Below are 19,044 nucleotides of genomic sequence, written 5' to 3' on the forward strand. Positions count from 1 at the left end.
AACTATATTTATGCGTTTAGAATGGAGGTTCCTTGTTTATTATGAGTTCAAGAACATATGTAGGATTAGACATCGGAACTACATCAATCAAAGTTATCGTTGCTGAAAAAATTAGAGATCAAATAAATGTACTAGGAATTGGAAATCAACGTTCTGAAGGAGTAAGCAGAGGTATAATTGTTGATATTGATAGAGCTGCTGGTGCTATTAAAAAAGCAATAGTTCAAGCTGAAGAAAAATCAGGAATGACTATTAATGATGTAATTGTGGGTTTACCCGCTAATCAACTAAAAATAGAGCCTTGCAATGGAATGATTGCTATAGGCGAACAATCTAGGGAAATTAATAATAATGATGTTAGAAAGGTTGCTGTTTCTGCAACTACCAGAAACTTACCACCTGAAAGGGAAATAATAGATACTTTATCTGATGAATTTATTGTCGATGGATTTGACGGAATAAAAGATCCTAGGGGAATGGTAGGAGTAAGATTAGAAATGCGTGGCCGAATCATTACCGGACCCAAGACTCTAATTCACAATACTAAAAAAGCAGTTTCTAAAGCTGGCCTGAATGTTCAAGCTGTTATTATAAATTCTCTTGCTCAAGGTCAGACCATTTTAGATGATGGTGAACAAGATTTTGGAACGGTACTAATTGAGCTGGGTGGAGGTCAATCGACCGCTTCTGTAATCCATGACCATCAATTGAAGTTTAGTACCATTGATAACGAAGGCGGCGACTTTATAAGTAAGGATATATCAGTTGTCTTAAACACTTCTTTTGAAAGTGCGGAACGTATTAAGAGAGATTATGGTAAAGCCGACGCACTAGATGCTTCTGATGAAACTGAATTTCCTGTCGACGTAGTTGGACAGAGCAAGCCTGTTAGAATTTCTGAAAAGTATTTAGCTGAAATTATTCAAGCAAGACTTGACCAAATCTTAGATCGACTATATAAAAATTTAAATGATATTTCAGCTTTAAAATTACCTGGTGGAATTGTTCTAACTGGTGGAGTTGCAGCTTTACCTGGAATATCTGCTCTAATAGCTGATAAATTTAATACTAATGTTAGACTGTATTTTCCAAACCAGATGGGGCTAAGACATCCTTCATTTGCGACCCCTTTATCTTTAGTGACTTATTGTGCTAACATGAGTGAAACACAAGCTTTGGTTAGGTCTGCTCTAGACAATAATTCGAATAATCAACAACATGAAGAAGAAGAACCAGTTTATCAAGAACAACAACTGGAAACTCCTAAAGAGTCTAGAGAATCTTTTTCTAAGCAAGGTAAAAAGACGCTTAAAAAAAGCGGAGAATCAATAAAGAAATTCTTTAATAACTTTTTTGACTAAAAATACGGAGGAATTAAAATGGAATTTTCATTAGACTCAAACGAAAATCATGGTGCAAGAATAAAAGTAATCGGAGTAGGTGGCGGTGGTAGTAACGCTGTTAATCGAATGATTAAGGAAAATGTTAAGGGTGTTGAATTTATCGTAGCCAACACCGACGTGCAAGCATTGAGCACTTCTAATGCAGAAACTAAAATTCAATTAGGGCCAAAACTAACAAAGGGATTGGGTGCAGGATCTAATCCAGAAGTTGGAAGTAAGGCTGCTGAAGAAAGTGAAGAAGCAATTGCTCAAGCCCTTGAAGGTGCTGATATGGTATTTGTTACGGCTGGAATGGGTGGTGGTACTGGTAATGGTGCTGCACCAATTGTGGCTAAAATTGCTAAAGACCAAGGTGCTTTAACAGTTGGGGTAGTTACTAGACCATTTACTTTTGAAGGACCAAAACGTTCTAGATATGCTGCTGAAGGAACTGCCGCATTAAAAGAAAATGTTGACACTTTAATTATTATTGCTAACAACAGACTTTTAGAAATAGTAGATAAGAAAACTCCTATGATGGAAGCGTTCCAAGAGGCAGATAATGTCTTAAGACAAGGTGTGCAAGGTATATCAGATTTAATTACTAGTCCAGGATATGTTAACTTGGATTTTGCTGACGTTAAAACAGTAATGCAAAATAAAGGTTCAGCTTTAATGGGAATTGGTTCTTCTAATGGTGAAAACAGAACTGCAGAAGCTACTAAAAAAGCTATTTCTTCACCATTACTTGAAGTTTCAATTGATGGTGCTGAACAAGTATTATTAAACATTACAGGTGGACCTGACTTGTCACTATTTGAAGCTCAAGATGCTTCTGATATTGTGTCTCAAGCTGCAACTAATGATGTTAATATTATTTTTGGTACATCTATTGACGAAGACTTAGGTGACGAAGTAAGAGTTACAGTAATTGCAACTGGGATTGATCAAGAACATAGAAACATAATTAATAATGATAACAAATCAACTGGAAGCCAATTAGGTAAAATTGTTTCTCCTCGTCACGATAACCATGAAACAGTTAGTCCAAGACCTAAAAGCGATTCTAATGATAAGTTATCAGGCAATGACCCACTTAATGATTGGGACATAAAAGAAAAACCAAGTAAAGATAATCGCTTTGATAACGTTAAAAAGCAAGAGTTTGATCCATTCGATGCTAATAACTCTAGCCAAAATCAAAGCAATGTAGATGATAGTTCAGATGATGACTTACCTCCATTCTTTAAATTTAGAAATAAAAGATAAGCATTGATTTACTCAATTGGAGTGATTATATATGTCTAGCAAATTTAGTTTTAGTAATTTTTTTGGAACAGATGATGATGACGAAAAATATATCGACAATACTCCTAATTATCGACCAGACAAAGTAGTTTCTCTTGATAAAAAAGTTCATGAAAAAAGTAAAATTTCAGTTTTTGAGCCAAGAATTTATTCTGATGTAAAAGTCATTGCGTCCAAACTGGTAGATAACAACGCTGTAGTTATTAATTTTGATAGTGCTGACAACGAATCAATTAAAAGAATTATCGATTTTTTAAATGGAGTTGTTTTTACCATTAACGGAAGTATTGAAAGAATATCAGATAGAGTGTTTTTATTTACTCCGCATGATTTTACAGTTTCTGGGGATGTAAAAAAAGGACTTGATGAAAAATTTCGTTAGGAGATAAATCTAATGTTTATTTTATTTAATCTTATGAGTCTTTTAGATAAGTTAATTTTTCTATACATTATTGCAATTTTAATAAATTCTTTAATGACTTTTTTGCCAGGAGCTTCTTATTCTAAATTTGGCCAATTTGTAAGCAAAATAGTGTATCCTTTTGAGTCATTGTTTAAGTTTGCAATAGTTGGGATGGTTGATTTTTCACCAGTAGTGGCTATTGTTGTTTTGCAATTAGTTAGAATGTTAATTAATTATTTCCAAGTGATATTAATACCATGAGCAATAATGACATTATTCAACATTTTAGAAAAGAAGAAGCTCCATTTATTGATTACATTGATGATATTGCACAAAAAGCCTCCACTCAATATCGTCCGGTTTTAACTAATTTCCTTAATCCTAGACAGGTTTATATTTTAGAGACAATTATTAATTCTTATGATGAATTGAAATTTCAATCATACGGCGGATTCGATGATGCTGAAATGACTCGGACACTTATATATCCTAATTATTATGAACCCGATAATAGTGATTTTGAAGTTGTTTTGTGTGAAATAAAATATCCTGAAAAATTTTCGACTATTCACCATAGTCAGGTTTTAGGTAGTTTGATGGGTCTTGGAATTAATCGAAATACTATTGGTGATATTATCTCAGATGGAGACCGATGGCAGTTTTTTTGTTCAAAAGAAATTTATAACTATATTTCTTTAAATTTGAATAAGATAGGAAAAATTAATGTTTCAGTAGATTATGTAAACTTTTCTTCTAAGATAAAACATAAACTAGATAATAGCCAAAACGTTTTTTGTATACTAACGTCTCTAAGAATTGATAATGTATTATCTAGCGTTTTTCATTTATCTCGCAAAGATTCTAAAAACTTAGTATCGCATAATTTGGTTCATTTTAATTGGCAATTATTAGACAAACCGGATTTTGAAATTTCATTGAAGGATGTAGTATCTGTTCGTGGATACGGTCGTTTTAAAATAGTTAGTTTAGATGGAATTACTAAAAAAGATAAGATAAAGTCTAGTATTAAAGTTATAAGAAATAAATGATTTGGAGGGGGAAAACATGGTACTAAGCCCACAAGATATTCATAATAAAGAGTTCTCTACCAAAATGCGTGGTTATAATATTGATGAGGTAAACGATTTTTTAGATCAAATTATTAAAGATTATCAAATTACGCTTGAAGAAAATGAAAGCTTAAAATCTAAAAATCGTGAAGTTTCTAAAGAATTAAACTATTTTAATTCTATGAAGGATTCTTTAAATCAATCAATTATAGTTGCTCAAGAAGCTGCTGATAAGCTAAAGCAAAAATCACAAAAAGAAGCTTCAATCGCTAACCAAGAAGCCCAAAAAAAAGCTGATAAAATTCTTGATGATGCTAATAAAAAAGCAAATGAAGTTCTAGAAAAAGCTTCCCAAGAGACTAAAAAATTGATAGCAGTTAATGATTCTTTAAGAAAAAGTAATCTTACTTTCAGAAATAAGCTAAACGACTTATTAAATGCACAATTAGAATTTGTTAATAAAGCAGATTGGGAAAATGCTGCAAATAACACTCAAGAATCTTTAATGTCTGCCCAGAACATAATAAATGAACTTGACAACTCAAAAGGTTCAAGAGTAAACTCTAAGGATAAAGAATTATCTGGTGAAAGTTTACAATCGACAGTCACTTTTTATCCAGATGGATCCTTTAAAAATAATTAAATAATTATTTTGATATAGAGAATAAAAAGACTGTAATAATACAAAAAGCGAGCTAGTGAATGGTGCGAGACTAGTTGTCCCTTATTACTTTCATATCATCTCTGCAGATTATTCTGTAAAATTATCAATTTTAAAGAGAGAATTATTGAATTCTAAATTTGGGTGGTACCACGGAAGACTTCGTCCCTATGACGAGGTCTTTTTTGTTTAGAATTGTTTTATAAAAGGGGAGGAAATATTTATGAGAATTAAGGATACTTTAAATTTGGGTAAAACTAAATTTAAAATGCGTGGTAATCTTCCTGTTAAAGAAGCTGAAAGACAAACATTGTGGGAAGAAAATAAAGTTTATCAATTAAGACAAAAGTTAAACGAAGGCAAGCCAAGTTTTGTTCTTCATGATGGACCTCCATATGCTAATGGTGATATTCATATGGGACATGCTATGAATAAAATTTCTAAAGACTTTATTGTTAGATATAAGTCAATGAACGGATTTAGAGCACCTTATGTTCCTGGATGGGATACACATGGATTACCTATTGAACAAAAGTTAACTCAAGCTGGTTATGATCGTAAAAAAATGAGCCCCAATGAATTTAGAAAATTATGTCATGAGTATGCACTTAAACAAGTTAACAAACAAAGAGAAGAATTTAAAAGATTGGGAGTTTCAGGTGATTGGGATAATCCATATTTAACCTTAAAACCTGAATTTGAAGCAGCCGAAATTAGAGTATTTGGTAAGATGGCTGAAAAAGGTTTGATTTATAGAGGTAAAAAACCGGTAATTTGGTCTTGGTCTTCAGAATCAGCAATGGCAGAAGCCGAAGTTGAATATCATGATATTACTTCCCCATCAGCATTCTATGCTGAAAAAGTAATTGATGGTAAGGGTGTCTTGGATGAAGATAATACCTACATGGTTGTTTGGACAACAACACCTTGGACTATTCCAGCATCTGAAGGTATTACAATTGATGCATCATTTGACTATTCAGTAGTTCAAACAGAAGGCGATGATCGTAAATTCGTAATTGCAAGTGAATTACTTGAAAAAGATGCTGAATTATTTGGTTGGGAAAACTATAAGACATTAAAAGTAGTTAAAGGACAAGAATTAGAAGGTGTATTAGCAGAACATCCATTTGATGCTAGTCGTAAAATTTTAACGATGTTAGGCGATTTTGTTACTATCGATACTGGTACAGGATTAGTTCATACAGCTCCTGGTTTTGGTGAAGATGATTATAATGTTGGTAAAAAATATGGCCTAGATATTTTTGTTGATGTTGATAGTAAAGGATACTTAACTAAAGAAGCTGGTGAAGATTTTGAAGGTGTCTTCTATGATGATGCTAATGAAATTTCTTTAAACAAGTTAAAAGAAAAAAATCTTTTACTAAAATACATGCCAATTGAACACAGTTATCCATTTGACTGGAGAACTAAAAAACCAGTTATTTACCGTGCTACTCCTCAATGGTTTGCATCGGTTGACAAAATCCGTGACCAAATTTTAAGTGCCATTGATAATGTTGACTTTAAACCAGGTTGGGGTAAAAAACGTCTTTATAACATGATTCGTGATCGTGGTGATTGGGTAATCTCTAGACAACGAGTTTGGGGAGTTCCACTACCTATCTTTTATGCTGAAGATGGTACTCCAATTATCACTAAAGAAACTACTGACCACGTAGCAGATTTATTTGCTAAACATGGTTCTGATATTTGGTTTGAAAAAGATGCTAAGGACTTACTCCCAGCAGGATTTAGTAGCGAACATTCTCCTAATGGTAAATTTACTAAAGAAAATGACATTATGGATGTTTGGTTTGATTCTGGTTCATCACATCAAGGAGTTTGTGCTGAACGTGATGACTTAACATATCCAGCTGATGTTTATCTTGAAGGTTCTGACCAATATCGTGGTTGGTTCAACTCTAGTTTAATTACCAGCGTTGCATTTTCTGGTTCAGCACCATATAAACAATTAGTTTCTCAAGGATTTACTTTAGATGGTAAAGGTCATAAAATGAGTAAATCACTTGGCAATACCATTGCTCCTAATGATGTTATTAAGAAAATGGGTGCTGAGATTGTTAGATTATGGGTTACTTCTGTTGATACATCTGCTGATGTACGCGTTTCTATGGAAAACTTTGTTAAGGTTTCTGACAGTTACAAGAAAATTAGAAATACTATGCGTTATGTTTTAGCTAACACTAGTGATTTTAATCCTGAAAACGATGCAGTAGAATTTTCTGATTTATCATCAGTAGACCAATACATGTTTGTTAAACTTAATAAATTTGTTAAAGATGTTAAAAATGATTATGATAATTATGATTTCTTAAACTTAAATAAGAAATTGTTATCATTTATCAATGCTGATTTATCAGCATTTTACCTAGACTTTGCTAAAGATGTTTTATACATTGATTCTGAAAATAGTTTGACTAGAAGATCAATGCAAACCGTACTCTACAAAGTTGCAGTAGCTTTAACAAAATTAATGACACCAATTTTGCCACATACTACTGAAGAAATTTGGAAGTTCTTAAAAGAACCAGAAGACTTTGTTCAACTTGCTGAAATGCCAGAAGTTGTTCACTATGACAATGAAGATGAAATCTTAAATAATTGGCATCAATTTATGTTGTTGAGAGACGATGTACTTAAGGCTTTAGAAGAATCTCGTAATGCTAAATTAATTGGTAAAGCTTCTGAAGCTAAATTATCACTTTACCTAAGCGATGGAACTGAAGCTTTATTTGATAAGTTGAATGCTAATGTACGTCAAGTTCTAATGGTTTCACAACTTCATTTAGACTCTATTGAAAATGCACCCGCTGATGCTGAAAAATTTAGAGATGAAGTAGCAATTAAAGTTGAAAATGCAGATGGAAAAGTTTGCTCACGTTGTCGTTTAATTAAAACTGACGTAGGTTCAGATAAAGATTATCCTGAATTTTGTGAACGTTGTGCTGATATCGTTAGAAAAGATTTTCCTGAAACATTGACTGAAGGATTTGAAGATTAATAAAAGTCTGGGCATTGTCCCAGCTTTTTTATTTAGGAGATAATATATTATGATAAACGGAAAAATAGATAATTTTAACGCTGAACATGATTTTGGTTTTTTGAAAGATGATGATAAAAATAAAGTTTTCTTTCATGCTTCGGCTGTAATCAATAAGAGATCTAAAGATATTGCAATTGGTCAAAAAGCAACCTACCAAGTGGCTGAAGGCAAAAAAGGTTTACAAGCTGTAAAAATAACAATTTTAGAATAGTTGTTATCTTGTTTGAAAAAAATATTAAATATCGCTAGAATTAACTTATTAAAGTAAAGGGTGATATTAATGAATTTTAAAGAAAAAGTTCTAGGAATTGAACCTAAGTATAATGGTTCAATTATTAATGTAGAAAAGCAAACTGTTGAATTGCCAAATGGTGATACAGCAACTCGTGATGTTGTACATCACGCTAAGGCCGTGGGTATTTTAGCGATTACTGATGATAATAAAATTTTGATTGAAAAGCAGTGGCGTGCACCTATTGGCAAAACTATTTTAGAGATACCGGCAGGTAAGGTTGATTCTAGAGACAACACCTCATCTAAAGATGCTGCCATTCGTGAATTGAATGAGGAAACTAGATATCATGCTAAAAATTTAAGCAGAATCTCGGGATTCTATTCAACAGTCGGATTTTCTGATGAATATATGGATCTTTATCTAGCAACCGAATTAATTCCAGTTGATAAAGAGTTACCGCGTGATAAAGGTGAGTATTTAAACATATCCGCTTATTCTTTAAATGAAGCTGAAGAGTTAATTAAATCTGGTAAAATTGAGGATGCCAAAACTATTATGGCTATTTTGTATTGGAAACTAATGCAAAAATAGAGGTTTAATTTATGAATGGTAATAATGAAGAAAACTATGAAAGATTAACGCGTAAACAATATCGAGAGCAACAAAAAAAGACTATTCAAAAAGATGATGAAAAGTTAAATAATGATGAAGTAAACATTAATGAAGAAAATTTAGGATTTGAAAAAGAAGATAAAAATAGTCGTCACAATAGGATATCCAAAAAGCTTAATTGGATAATTTTATACTTATGTATGGGGATTATTATCGTATTTTTAATACTTTTCTTTTTTAATCCATAAAATATATTAGGAGTATTTTTTATGAAATTTGGTATATTATGTGCAATGGATGAAGAGATTAAAACTTTAATTGACAACTTAGATAGTAAAAAAGAAGTTAACGTTAAAGGTATTATTTTCTATGAAGGTAATATTTTCGGTCAATCGGTAGTGCTTGTAAAATCTGGAATTGGAAAAGTTGAAGCTGGTATATCAACTGCTTTACTAATTACTAAATTCAATGCCGACGTTGTTATAAATTCAGGTTCTGCTGGTGGAATCGGTGAAGGATTATCAGTAGGGGATGTTGTAGTTTCTACCGAAACAGCTTATCACGATGCTGATGCTAGAGCTGCTGGTTATGAATATGGACAACTTCCAGGACAACCATCAAGATTTCAAGCATCTGAAAAATGGTCTAAAAAAATAATTAGTGCATCTAAAGAAGTGGGCTTAAATACTAAAGCTGGTTTAATTGTTTCAGGTGATCAATTTGTTGCAGACAAAAACACAATTAACAATATTTTAAAATATTTCCCTGATGCATTATCTTGTGAAATGGAAGGTGCAGCTGTGGGACAAGTTGCTAATCAATTTGAAGTTCCATATGTAGTTGTACGTGCTATGTCTGATGTTGGGGATGAAAATGCTGATACTAGTTTTAATGAGTTCATTATCGAAGCTGGGAAAAAATCAGCTAAAATGTTGCTAGATTTATTTGAAAATCAACAATAGAAAGCGGGTTAAAATTGAAGAAAGTTTATTTAGATAATGCTGCTACTACCCCGATTGCTGAAAATGTGTTAGAAGATATGTATGGCAAGTTTAAAAATAATTTTGGGAATGCGTCCACACTTTATAGTTTTGGTCGAGACGCACATACTATTTTGGAGAATAGTCGTCATATAATAGCTAACAGTATTAATGCCAACGATGATGAAATTGTATTTACAAGTGGTGGTACTGAAAGTGATAACACTGCCATTATGCAAATTGCTAACAGTAGAAAGAATCTAGGAAATCATATTATTACAACTTCCATAGAACATGAAGCTGTATTAAAGCCACTTGAATTTTTAGAAAAAAATGGATTTAAAGTTACCTATTTGCCAGTTGATGAACATGGAAATATTTCTTTAGAAGATTTAAAAGCTAATTTGGATGATGAAACTATATTGGTAAGTATTATGTATGGTAACAATGAGGTAGGTAGTTTAATGCCTATTCATGAAATAGGAGAATTACTTAAAAATCATCAAGCAGTTTTTCACACTGATGCTGTTCAAGCCTATGGACTTTGTGATATTGATGTTAAGCGAGATTACATTGATTTACTGTCTACTTCAGCCCATAAGATAAATGGACCTAAGATGGTAGGATTTTTATATCGCAAAACAGGGATTGATTTTCCAAGCTTTATTAAAGGTGGCGATCAGGAAGAAAAACGTCGTGCTGGTACAGAAAATGTTCCAGCTATTTCGGGGTTCGCTACAGCGGTTAGTAACTTAACGGATGAGCATAAAAAAGTGTTAAATCAAAGATTCTATGATTTTAAAAAACACATACAACAAGCTTTTACTGAGAACAATATTGAATTTGCAATTAATGGACAAATTAGCTTTCATGATAATTTACAACACGTTTTTAATTTGTGGATAAAGGGAGTTTCCACTTATTTAATGCAAACTAATTTAGACTTAGATGGGGTTGCTGTGTCAGCTGGTTCAGCTTGTACAGCGGGAAGCATTGAACCATCACACGTTTTAACAGCTATGTTTGGCAGTGACAGTAATCGAATTGATGAGTCTATTCGAGTTAGTTTTGGACAGTACACAACTATTGAAGAAGTAGATGCTTTTATAAATAGTACAGTTAAGATAGTAAAGCGATTAAGAAAGTAATTAGGAGATTTTAAAATGGCATTTGCTAAAGAAAACAGACTTCTAGGAGATAACATTACTTATAAAATTAATCCTAGTGTTAAGAAATTCACCTTAAGAGATTTAGGCTTTAACGACACTAATGCTGAAAACTTTTTGTATGAAAGATCTTTGGACGTTAATAACCCTTATGGAAATGGCATTAGAATAAAAATTACCTTTAAAAATGATTTGACTGGTTTCAAAATGTCCATCGTAACTGGTAACGGTATGCAAAAAGTAAATATATTTAAAGATGAAAAACATAAGAGTGATGTTGACCAAGTAAGATTTATCTTAAATAATCTTATTGAACGTGAAGTAATTATTGAAGCTTAATATTAGGTACTTGCAATTAGTAAGTAAAATAAGATATTATATTTCATGCTGGAATTTATACGACCTTCAAATCGTAGATTCTCCAGAATCTATATTATGAAATGATGGTGATTTTATGCAAGACAATAGTAACACGCGTGTCGTTGTCGGCATGTCAGGTGGAGTCGATTCATCAGTATCTGCATACTTACTAAAACAACAAGGATACGACGTTGTTGGTGTATTTATGAAGAACTGGGATGATACCGATGAAAATGGAGTTTGTACAGCAACCGAGGATTATAAAGATGTTGCCAAAGTGGCTTCTGAAATAGGAATTCCTTATTACTCCGTTAACTTTGAAAAAGAATATTGGGACCGTGTATTTACTTACTTCTTAGACGAATATAAAAAAGGTAGAACTCCTGATCCTGATGTTATTTGTAACAAAGAAATTAAATTTAGAGCATTTTTAGACTATGCACTGGAATTAGGTGCTGATTATATTGCGACTGGTCATTATGCACGTTTAACCAGGGATGAAGATGGTCATAATCATTTACTTAGAGGTAGTGACGATAACAAAGACCAAACTTATTTCTTAAGTCAACTTTCTGCTGACCAACTTGATCGTGTAATGTTTCCAATTGGAAACATGGACAAACCAGATGTTAGAAAGATTGCAAAAGAAGCCGGTTTAGCTACTGCTGATAAAAAAGATTCAATGGGAATCTGTTTTATTGGTGAAAAGAATTTTAAATCATTCTTGAGCAATTATTTACCATCAGTATCTGGTAAGATGATGACTTTTGATGGTGAGGTTAAAGGAACTCATGATGGCCTTATGTATTATACAATTGGTCAACGCCGTGGACTTGGAATTGGTGGCGATGGTGTTGATAACCAACCATGGTTCGTAGTGGGGAAAGACTTATCCAAAAATATTTTATATGTAGGTAAAGGCTACGAAAATAAGCATTTATATGCTGATTATTTAGTAGCGTCTGATATTTTCTGGATTAATGATATTTCTAATCGCGGTAATGATTTCCGTTGTACTGCTAAATTCCGCTATCGCCAAAAGGACTGTGGAGTTACTGTTCATTTAAACGATGATGGTAAATCTCTAAGAGTGACATTCGATGACCCAGCTAGGGCTGTTACTCCTGGTCAAGCGGTCGTATTTTATGATGGTGAAGAATGTTTAGGTTCAGCCATCATTGATGCAGCCTACCAAAACGATAAAGAGTTACAATATATTTAAACTAGAAAGGTATTGTTATTTAAACAATGCCTTTTTAATTTTGAATTTAACTCGTGAAACTGAGATAATGTAGACATAAATAAATATCAATGAGGGATTAAAGTGAAACTATATTTTATTAGACATGGTAAAACAAAATGGAATTTAGAAAGTCGTTATCAAGGTGCGGGCGGCGATTCTGAATTATTGCCTGAAAGTTTTAATGAAATTAAAGACTTGGCTCAATTTTTGAATAAAACGACCTTTTCACATGCTTACGCTAGTCCAATTAAAAGGGCTAGGGTTACTGCTGAAAAAATATTAGATAGATTAGATGATTCGCCTAAACTAACACTATTAAGTCGCTTAAAGGAGTTTGACTTAGGCAAAATGGAGGGTATGAAGTTTACAGATGTTACTAAACTGTATCCTAATGCTTTTGACAGTTTTAGAAATCATCCCGATAAATATGATGCTAGTGAAATAGATGGTGAGAGTTTTTATGATGTTATTAATCGAATGACTCCAGCTATTAAATCAATAGCTAGTTATTACGATAATGACGATAATATACTCATAGTAAGTCATGGTGCCGCATTAAATGCTTTAATTAACTCTCTATTGGATGTTCCAGTCAAAGATTTAAGAAAGCGCGGTGGACTCGCTAATACCAGTACAACTGTTTTAGAAACTAACGATCATGGCAAAACTTTTAAGCTATTAAAATGGAACTATACAGATTATCTATCTAGAAGTTTGAACAAAACTGATTTAATATAAACCAATAATGAGGTGACATTATAAATGGATGAACATACAAAAAATATTAAATCTCAACACGATAAGGTTGAAAAAGAACGTGAACTTAAGCAAAAACAAGCGGATGCGACCCTACATAAATTAGTGAATGGGATTGACGAGCATCCACACGATTATCGAACTTATTATGAATTAGGTGCTTTTCTAGTTGAATTGCATAATTATACCCAAGCTGAAGAGCTAATTATGAAGGCTTTAGGATTATTTGCTGAACGTAGTAAAGAGGCTAAAAATACATTACTATATGGTTTGGGGAATGTTTATTACAGTGCTGGTGACTTCGATAAAGCAATTGAGCAGTTTAGCAAAGTTCAAGATGATAAGCTAAAATTTGATGCATATATGATGTTGGCACAAAGTTACATGTCCAAAGATGATTATAAGCGTGCAGTTGTATTTGCGTTAACTGCCCAGGGGATGAGAAAACAAAATCCTGATATCAATTATATTTTAGGTGAAAGTTTAATCGCATTGGGTAGCTTTGAAGAGGCCGCAGGCTTTTTAGACGTAGTAATCAAAGCTCAACCACAAAATGGTAAAGCATATTTTGAGCGAGGATTAACTGCAATGGTAAATGGAGAAGAGTTTAATGATTATTTTGTTAAAGCTAAAAAATATGATTTAAAATACTTTGAAAAAAGCAAAAATAGACTTTCTGATATCGAAAAATTAATTAAATCCAAACAAGAACAATAGAAGGGAACTGGTTTACCATGGCTGAAACAATGGATTTATTTTCATTAAATGATTCAAGCAATGATAACGGAGTTCTTTATGTTGAGGGAAAAGTTTCTACTATTTTTTTTGAAAGTAATGATAGCTTTTATAAAGTTATCTTAGTTCAAGTAGTGAATACTAATATTGAGTGGCATGAAGATGAAATGGTTATTACCGGTAGCTTTGGTGAAATTATTGAAGGCAATGAATATAAATTTTTTGGTAAAATAGTTAATCATCCGAAATATGGTAAACAATTTCAAGCTCATAACTATGAAAATAATACGCCAACTTCAGAAAATGGTTTAATTGCTTATTTATCTAGTGATAAATTTCCAGGAATAGGTAAAAAAACTGCTCAAAATGTTGTTTATGCACTTGGAACGACTGCAATTAATCAAATTTTGAACGATAATAATGTCTTGAATCAGTTAGGGCTTAGTAAAAAGCAATCAGAAACCATTGTTGATGGAATTAAGGCTAATAACGGTACCGAACAAATTATTATTGGTTTAAATAGTTATGGTTTTGGTAATCAAATAGCTGCTAAAATATTTAACACCTATAAAGGTGATACGTTAGATATTCTTAAACAAAATCCCTATAAGATGGTAGAAGACATTAAAGGAATAAGTTTTAAAAGAGCAGATGCAATTGCCCAGAAAAACGGAATTGCCTTTAATGACCCTGGAAGAATTAGGGCGGGCATAATTACGGCACTTAATCAACTATCTATAAAAAATGGGGATACTTATACAACTACAGAACCCTTGTTAAATATGACCTTAGATATATTGAATAATAATGGATATGATGAAGTCGATGGTGAATTATTGGCTAAGGAGTTAATTAATTTAGCTAGAGATGAGAAAATCGTCGGCGAAGACAATCGAATCTATTTATCAAAATTTTATAATTACGAATGGCAGATAGCTGAAAATATAAAGAACCTGCTAGATTATAAATCTAATACTGTTTTTAAAACTGAAGCATTAGATAAAACGATTAATCAAATTGAAAGTAAATTACACATTAACTATGACGAATCACAATTAAACGCTTTAAAAAGAGCAATTAATTCACAATTGTTTTTGTTAACTGGGGGTCCAGGAACTGGTAAAACGACTATTATTAAAGGACTTGTATATTTATTTGCAGAACTTAATAATATTTCTTTGAACATTAATGATTATAAAGAAGAAAATTTTCCAATTCTTTTAGCGGCACCGACAGGTAGGGCAGCTAAAAAGATGAGTGAGTCAACGGGGCTACCAGCTAATACAATTCATCGACTACTAGGTTTAAATAGTTATGATAATAATGAAGTGGACCAGGAGTTAGAAGGTAGTTTATTAATAGTAGACGAAATGTCTATGGTTGATGTTGATTTATTTAAACTATTGATGAGTTCAATTCCTAATCACATGAAAGTTATTTTAGTTGGTGATGAGGACCAATTACCATCTGTAGGGCCTGGTCAAGTCTTTCATGACTTGTTAAATTCAGATTTAATTCCAGGAATACATTTAAATACAATCTATCGTCAAGACCAACATTCTACGATTATTTCTCTAGCTCATGATGTTAAAAATGGAGAAATTCCTAACGACTTAGTTGATAAAAAGCCCGATCGTAGTTTTATTAATTGTAATTCCACACAAATGCAATCGGTAATAAATCAAATCGTAAATAAAGCAAAGCAACGAGGCTTTAGTTCAAATGATATGCAAGTTCTGGCACCTATGTATCGAGGAGAATCTGGAATAAACCATTTAAATGAAATTATTCAAAATATTATGAATCCTAAGCAATCTGATAGTAATGATGTGGAATTTAGGGGAACTATTTATCGAATAAATGATAAAGTCATCCAATTAGTTAATAGTCCAGAAAATAATATTTACAATGGTGACATCGGTAGAATTATTGAAATTGAAAATGGTCAAAGCTCTGGTAAGGATAAGATAACCATTTCATTCGATCAAAATGAAGTTACTTACGAACGAAAAGATTGGGAACAATTTACCTTGGCATACTGTACATCGATTCATAAATCACAAGGTAGTGAATTTAAAATGGTAATATTGCCCATTGTTCCACAATTTGACCGAATGTTACAACGTAACTTGCTTTACACTGCTATTACTCGAGCTTCAGAAATGTTAATAATGTTGGGCGACTATAGCTCTTTTATTAAGTGTATAAAAAATAATGCGGTTAATCGAAATACGACGTTGGGTCTAAGAATAAAAAAAGTTATTGATAAAACAAATAAAGCAACGTATCATGATATAGACAATGTTTATACAAGTCATAAAAATAAGGTGCTTACTGCAGAATTAATAAACAGTAATTCGATAGATCCAATGATTGGGATGGACGGTATTGAACCAATTCAATTCATGAAAGAATAATTTGATTTTGTCTTATGGAGGAGATTATGGATAAACAAGAATCTAGTAATTTAAAATTATTTAGTTTAAATTCTAATAAAGAGCTTGCTAACAAAATTTCAAGTCATTTAAACATTCCGTTAGGTAAAGCTACGATTAATCATTTTAGTGACGGTGAAATTAAGATAACTATTGATGAGAGTATTCGTGGAGACGAAGTGTACATCATACAATCACTTAGTGACCCAATAAACACAAATATAATGGAATTAATGATTATGGTTGATGCGGTCAGAAGAACTAGTGCTAAATCTATTAATGTAGTGATTCCTTATTACAGTTATTCTAGATCAGTTAACAAAAGTAGGTCTAGACAGCCAATTGTTGTGAAAATGTTAGCCTCTCTTTTTGAAAATGCTGGTGTAACTAGGGTAATTACTTTAGATTTACATTCTCCTCAAATTCAAGGATTTTTTGACATTCCAGTTGATCATTTGAAAGCCGAAAAGTTATTAGCTAAGCATCTAGAACACCACTATGATTTATCTAATTCGGTCGTAGTTTCTTTAGATTATGATGGAGTAGCTCGTGCTAGAAGTTTTGCCGGATTAATTAATCAAACAATTGCCATTATTGATAACCGTGATCCTAACAACTTATCAAACATTCCAACATCTATTATTGGTGATGTTAATGGTAAAGATGTCATCGTTGTTGATGACATTGTAGATAGTGGTGTTAAATCAATTATGTCCGCTGATGTTTTGAAACAACACGGTGCTAAGTCAATATCAATAGTTTCAACTCATCCAGTGTTATCTGGTAATGCTTCTGAAAAAATACGTAATTCAAAAATTGATCACGTTATTTTAACTGATTCTATTTATATTCCAGAAGCAAAAATGAATGATAAATTAGACGTAGTAAGCGTTAGCGGATTATTTGCTAAAGCTATAAAATTAATTAATGAAAATAAATCAGTTGGTCATTTATTTAAATAAAAAAGACGCTATTAATTAGCGTCTTTTTTGCTTGACTATCTTTCGCACTAAAATATACAATCTAAGTGTAATATGATTGGAGGAGAATTTTTTATGTATAAAGCAAGTGATTCTCGTTATGACAATATAAAAGTTCGTAGAGCTGGAAATTCAGGCTTACAATTACCAGCTATTTCTTTTGGAATGTGGCATAGTTATGGTGATGACGCTAATTTTAAAGATAGTGAAAAAGTCATGCTAGAGGCTTTTAATAAGGGGATTTTTAGTTATGATTTAGCCAATAACTATGGACCTGGTTCTGGAGCCGCCGAAAGAATGTTTGGTCAAGTTTATAGAAAAGATTTAAAACCATATCGTGATGAATTAATCATTACTACTAAAGCTGGCTATCACATGTGGCCTGGACCTTATGGATCATTTTCTTCTAAGAAGACATTGGTTGCAGCTCTGGATGTTTCTTTGCAACGTATGGGGTTAGACTATGTGGATGTATACTATAGTCATAGATTTGATCCTAATACTAATCTTGAAGAAACTGCAGCAGCATTGGATGGAATAGTTAAATCAGGTAAGGCGCTTTATGTTGGAATATCAAACTATAATGGTGAGCAAACTAAAGAAATAACTAAATATTTCAAAGAAATGCACACACCATTTGTAGTTAATCAAGTTTCTTATAACATGTTAAATCGTGAACCTGAATTAGATGGAACTATTGATGCACTTAAAGAAGATAATAATGGATTAGTTGCTTATGGGCCATTAGCTGAAGGATTATTAACTGATAAATACTTAAACGGAATTCCTGATGACATTAAGTTGCACTGGAGTAATAGTTTTGTTTTGAACAGTAAACAAGAAATAGTTAATAAATTAAATCAACTTAACAATATAGCTAAGCAACGTAATCAATCCTTAGCTCAAATGGGATTAGCATGGTTGCTGAATAAAGATATAGTTACTAGCGTGGTAACAGGTGCTTCAACAGTAGATCATTTGAATAATAATTTAAAAGCATTAGATAATACTGATTTCAGTTCATCGGAGTTAGATGCAATTAATAATATTCTCAAGTAATAAAAAAGTTTACAAATTATTTTTTTAATGAAGTGACCCCCAAAAGTTGGACAATAAAATGTTCAATAACTTGGGGGTTATTTTTTTGGTTAAATTTAGTAGCGAATTAAAATTACAAATAGTATTAGAATACTTATCAGGGACCTGTTCAACTTCGTTGAACCACAAGTACAATATTGATAGTAGTGCCACTGTACTATTTTGGGTACGAATGTATCAAAAATATGGAATTAATGGTTTAATTGTGAAAACTAGTAAACAAGCATATTCTTATATGTATAAATTAAAAGTGCTGAACTGGATGAGACTCCACAAAAGCTCATACCCAGAAACAGCACTTCATTTTAATATCTCTTCACCATCATCAATATTTATATGGGAAAGAAGATTAGAAAATAGGACGCTTAATCACATGACAATCAAACATCCACTTAAAAAGAATCTCACAAAAAGTAATATTAAGCAAATTAAAGTTTTAGAAAAAGAGAACTTAAGTTTGTCCATTCAGTTAAAATATAATCAACTAATTAACAAGTATGATCAATATCAAGCTGTAGAAATTATTAATCAAAGTTTTCATCAAACCGCTTTA

At 32.1% G+C, this 19,044-nt stretch carries 20 protein-coding genes; all 20 read left to right on the plus strand.

Features of this window, described 5'->3' with window-relative positions:
- Positions 1-38: 38 nt before the first annotated feature.
- The gene (gene ftsA, locus FD06_RS02755) at positions 39-1,361 is read left to right on the plus strand and encodes a cell division protein FtsA (RefSeq protein ID WP_056966024.1); all 1,323 of its coding nucleotides are present in this window, start codon (positions 39-41) and stop codon (positions 1,359-1,361) included.
- Positions 1,362-1,379: 18 nt separating this feature from the next.
- Entirely contained in the window at positions 1,380-2,651 is a 1,272-nt protein-coding gene (gene ftsZ, locus FD06_RS02760) for a cell division protein FtsZ (protein WP_056965924.1), read from the plus strand.
- Between the two features lie 31 nt (positions 2,652-2,682).
- Positions 2,683-3,072 (plus strand): cell division protein SepF, encoded by a 390-nt coding sequence (locus tag FD06_RS02765; protein WP_056965926.1) that lies wholly within the window; start codon positions 2,683-2,685, stop codon positions 3,070-3,072.
- Between the two features lie 12 nt (positions 3,073-3,084).
- Positions 3,085-3,354, plus strand: a complete 270-nt coding sequence (locus FD06_RS02770) for a YggT family protein (RefSeq protein ID WP_054658265.1) — start codon at positions 3,085-3,087, stop codon at positions 3,352-3,354.
- Complete coding sequence (locus FD06_RS02775) at positions 3,351-4,142, plus strand: YlmH family RNA-binding protein (RefSeq protein WP_056965928.1); 792 nt, start codon at positions 3,351-3,353, stop codon at positions 4,140-4,142. The genes FD06_RS02770 and FD06_RS02775 overlap by 4 nt, the downstream gene beginning before the upstream one ends.
- A 16-nt stretch (positions 4,143-4,158) precedes the next feature.
- Entirely contained in the window at positions 4,159-4,806 is a 648-nt protein-coding gene (locus FD06_RS02780) for a DivIVA domain-containing protein (protein ID WP_056965930.1), read from the plus strand.
- A gap of 241 nt (positions 4,807-5,047) precedes the next feature.
- Positions 5,048-7,849: an isoleucine--tRNA ligase gene (ileS, locus tag FD06_RS02785; RefSeq protein ID WP_056965932.1), complete on the plus strand. Its 2,802-nt coding sequence runs from the start codon at positions 5,048-5,050 to the stop codon at positions 7,847-7,849.
- A gap of 49 nt (positions 7,850-7,898) precedes the next feature.
- Positions 7,899-8,102, plus strand: coding sequence for a cold-shock protein (locus tag FD06_RS02790; protein WP_056965934.1), 204 nt, complete (start codon positions 7,899-7,901; stop codon positions 8,100-8,102).
- A gap of 69 nt (positions 8,103-8,171) precedes the next feature.
- Positions 8,172-8,717: an NUDIX hydrolase gene (locus FD06_RS02795; protein ID WP_054658259.1), complete on the plus strand. Its 546-nt coding sequence runs from the start codon at positions 8,172-8,174 to the stop codon at positions 8,715-8,717.
- An 11-nt stretch (positions 8,718-8,728) separates the two neighbouring features.
- The gene (locus tag FD06_RS02800; protein WP_056965936.1) at positions 8,729-8,986 is read left to right on the plus strand and encodes a DUF846 domain-containing protein; all 258 of its coding nucleotides are present in this window, start codon (positions 8,729-8,731) and stop codon (positions 8,984-8,986) included.
- A 21-nt stretch (positions 8,987-9,007) separates the two neighbouring features.
- On the plus strand, positions 9,008-9,700 hold the full coding sequence (locus FD06_RS02805) for a 5'-methylthioadenosine/adenosylhomocysteine nucleosidase (protein WP_056965938.1): 693 nt from the start codon (positions 9,008-9,010) through the stop codon (positions 9,698-9,700).
- A gap of 14 nt (positions 9,701-9,714) precedes the next feature.
- A complete protein-coding gene (locus tag FD06_RS02810; protein ID WP_056965940.1) occupies positions 9,715-10,866 on the plus strand; it encodes a cysteine desulfurase family protein in 1,152 nt (383 codons plus the stop codon).
- A 15-nt stretch (positions 10,867-10,881) separates the two neighbouring features.
- Positions 10,882-11,223, plus strand: coding sequence for a DUF1831 domain-containing protein (locus FD06_RS02815; protein ID WP_054658257.1), 342 nt, complete (start codon positions 10,882-10,884; stop codon positions 11,221-11,223).
- 115 nt (positions 11,224-11,338) lie between these two features.
- Positions 11,339-12,466, plus strand: coding sequence for a tRNA 2-thiouridine(34) synthase MnmA (mnmA, locus tag FD06_RS02820; RefSeq protein WP_054658255.1), 1,128 nt, complete (start codon positions 11,339-11,341; stop codon positions 12,464-12,466).
- A gap of 102 nt (positions 12,467-12,568) precedes the next feature.
- Entirely contained in the window at positions 12,569-13,225 is a 657-nt protein-coding gene (locus FD06_RS02825) for a histidine phosphatase family protein (RefSeq protein ID WP_056965942.1), read from the plus strand.
- 24 nt (positions 13,226-13,249) lie between these two features.
- Complete coding sequence (locus FD06_RS02830) at positions 13,250-13,960, plus strand: tetratricopeptide repeat protein (RefSeq protein WP_056965944.1); 711 nt, start codon at positions 13,250-13,252, stop codon at positions 13,958-13,960.
- 17 nt (positions 13,961-13,977) lie between these two features.
- Entirely contained in the window at positions 13,978-16,395 is a 2,418-nt protein-coding gene (gene recD2, locus FD06_RS02835; protein WP_056965946.1) for an SF1B family DNA helicase RecD2, read from the plus strand.
- Positions 16,396-16,418: 23 nt separating this feature from the next.
- Positions 16,419-17,375, plus strand: coding sequence for a ribose-phosphate diphosphokinase (locus FD06_RS02840; RefSeq protein WP_420834749.1), 957 nt, complete (start codon positions 16,419-16,421; stop codon positions 17,373-17,375).
- Positions 17,376-17,468: 93 nt separating this feature from the next.
- Positions 17,469-18,452, plus strand: coding sequence for an aldo/keto reductase (locus FD06_RS02845; protein WP_054658862.1), 984 nt, complete (start codon positions 17,469-17,471; stop codon positions 18,450-18,452).
- 85 nt (positions 18,453-18,537) lie between these two features.
- On the plus strand, positions 18,538-19,044 hold a 507-nt coding region (locus FD06_RS02850; protein WP_202812974.1), incomplete at its 3' end, for a helix-turn-helix domain-containing protein.

This window comes from Apilactobacillus ozensis DSM 23829 = JCM 17196 (assembly GCF_001435995.1).
GTDB lineage: Bacteria > Bacillota > Bacilli > Lactobacillales > Lactobacillaceae > Apilactobacillus > Apilactobacillus ozensis.

What these genes read in the sequence shown, in the direction of transcription:
- ftsZ (WP_056965924.1), top strand. Translation starts at nt 1,380, where the DNA reads ATGGAATTTTCATTAGACTCAAACGAAAATCATGGTGCAAGAATAAAA.
- FD06_RS02765 (WP_056965926.1), top strand. Translation starts at nt 2,683, where the DNA reads ATGTCTAGCAAATTTAGTTTTAGTAATTTTTTTGGAACAGATGATGAT.
- FD06_RS02770 (WP_054658265.1), top strand. Translation starts at nt 3,085, where the DNA reads ATGTTTATTTTATTTAATCTTATGAGTCTTTTAGATAAGTTAATTTTT.
- FD06_RS02775 (WP_056965928.1), top strand. Translation starts at nt 3,351, where the DNA reads ATGAGCAATAATGACATTATTCAACATTTTAGAAAAGAAGAAGCTCCA.
- FD06_RS02780 (WP_056965930.1), top strand. Translation starts at nt 4,159, where the DNA reads ATGGTACTAAGCCCACAAGATATTCATAATAAAGAGTTCTCTACCAAA.
- ileS (WP_056965932.1), top strand. Translation starts at nt 5,048, where the DNA reads ATGAGAATTAAGGATACTTTAAATTTGGGTAAAACTAAATTTAAAATG.
- FD06_RS02790 (WP_056965934.1), top strand. Translation starts at nt 7,899, where the DNA reads ATGATAAACGGAAAAATAGATAATTTTAACGCTGAACATGATTTTGGT.
- FD06_RS02795 (WP_054658259.1), top strand. Translation starts at nt 8,172, where the DNA reads ATGAATTTTAAAGAAAAAGTTCTAGGAATTGAACCTAAGTATAATGGT.
- FD06_RS02800 (WP_056965936.1), top strand. Translation starts at nt 8,729, where the DNA reads ATGAATGGTAATAATGAAGAAAACTATGAAAGATTAACGCGTAAACAA.
- FD06_RS02805 (WP_056965938.1), top strand. Translation starts at nt 9,008, where the DNA reads ATGAAATTTGGTATATTATGTGCAATGGATGAAGAGATTAAAACTTTA.
- FD06_RS02815 (WP_054658257.1), top strand. Translation starts at nt 10,882, where the DNA reads ATGGCATTTGCTAAAGAAAACAGACTTCTAGGAGATAACATTACTTAT.
- mnmA (WP_054658255.1), top strand. Translation starts at nt 11,339, where the DNA reads ATGCAAGACAATAGTAACACGCGTGTCGTTGTCGGCATGTCAGGTGGA.
- FD06_RS02830 (WP_056965944.1), top strand. Translation starts at nt 13,250, where the DNA reads ATGGATGAACATACAAAAAATATTAAATCTCAACACGATAAGGTTGAA.
- recD2 (WP_056965946.1), top strand. Translation starts at nt 13,978, where the DNA reads ATGGCTGAAACAATGGATTTATTTTCATTAAATGATTCAAGCAATGAT.
- FD06_RS02845 (WP_054658862.1), top strand. Translation starts at nt 17,469, where the DNA reads ATGTATAAAGCAAGTGATTCTCGTTATGACAATATAAAAGTTCGTAGA.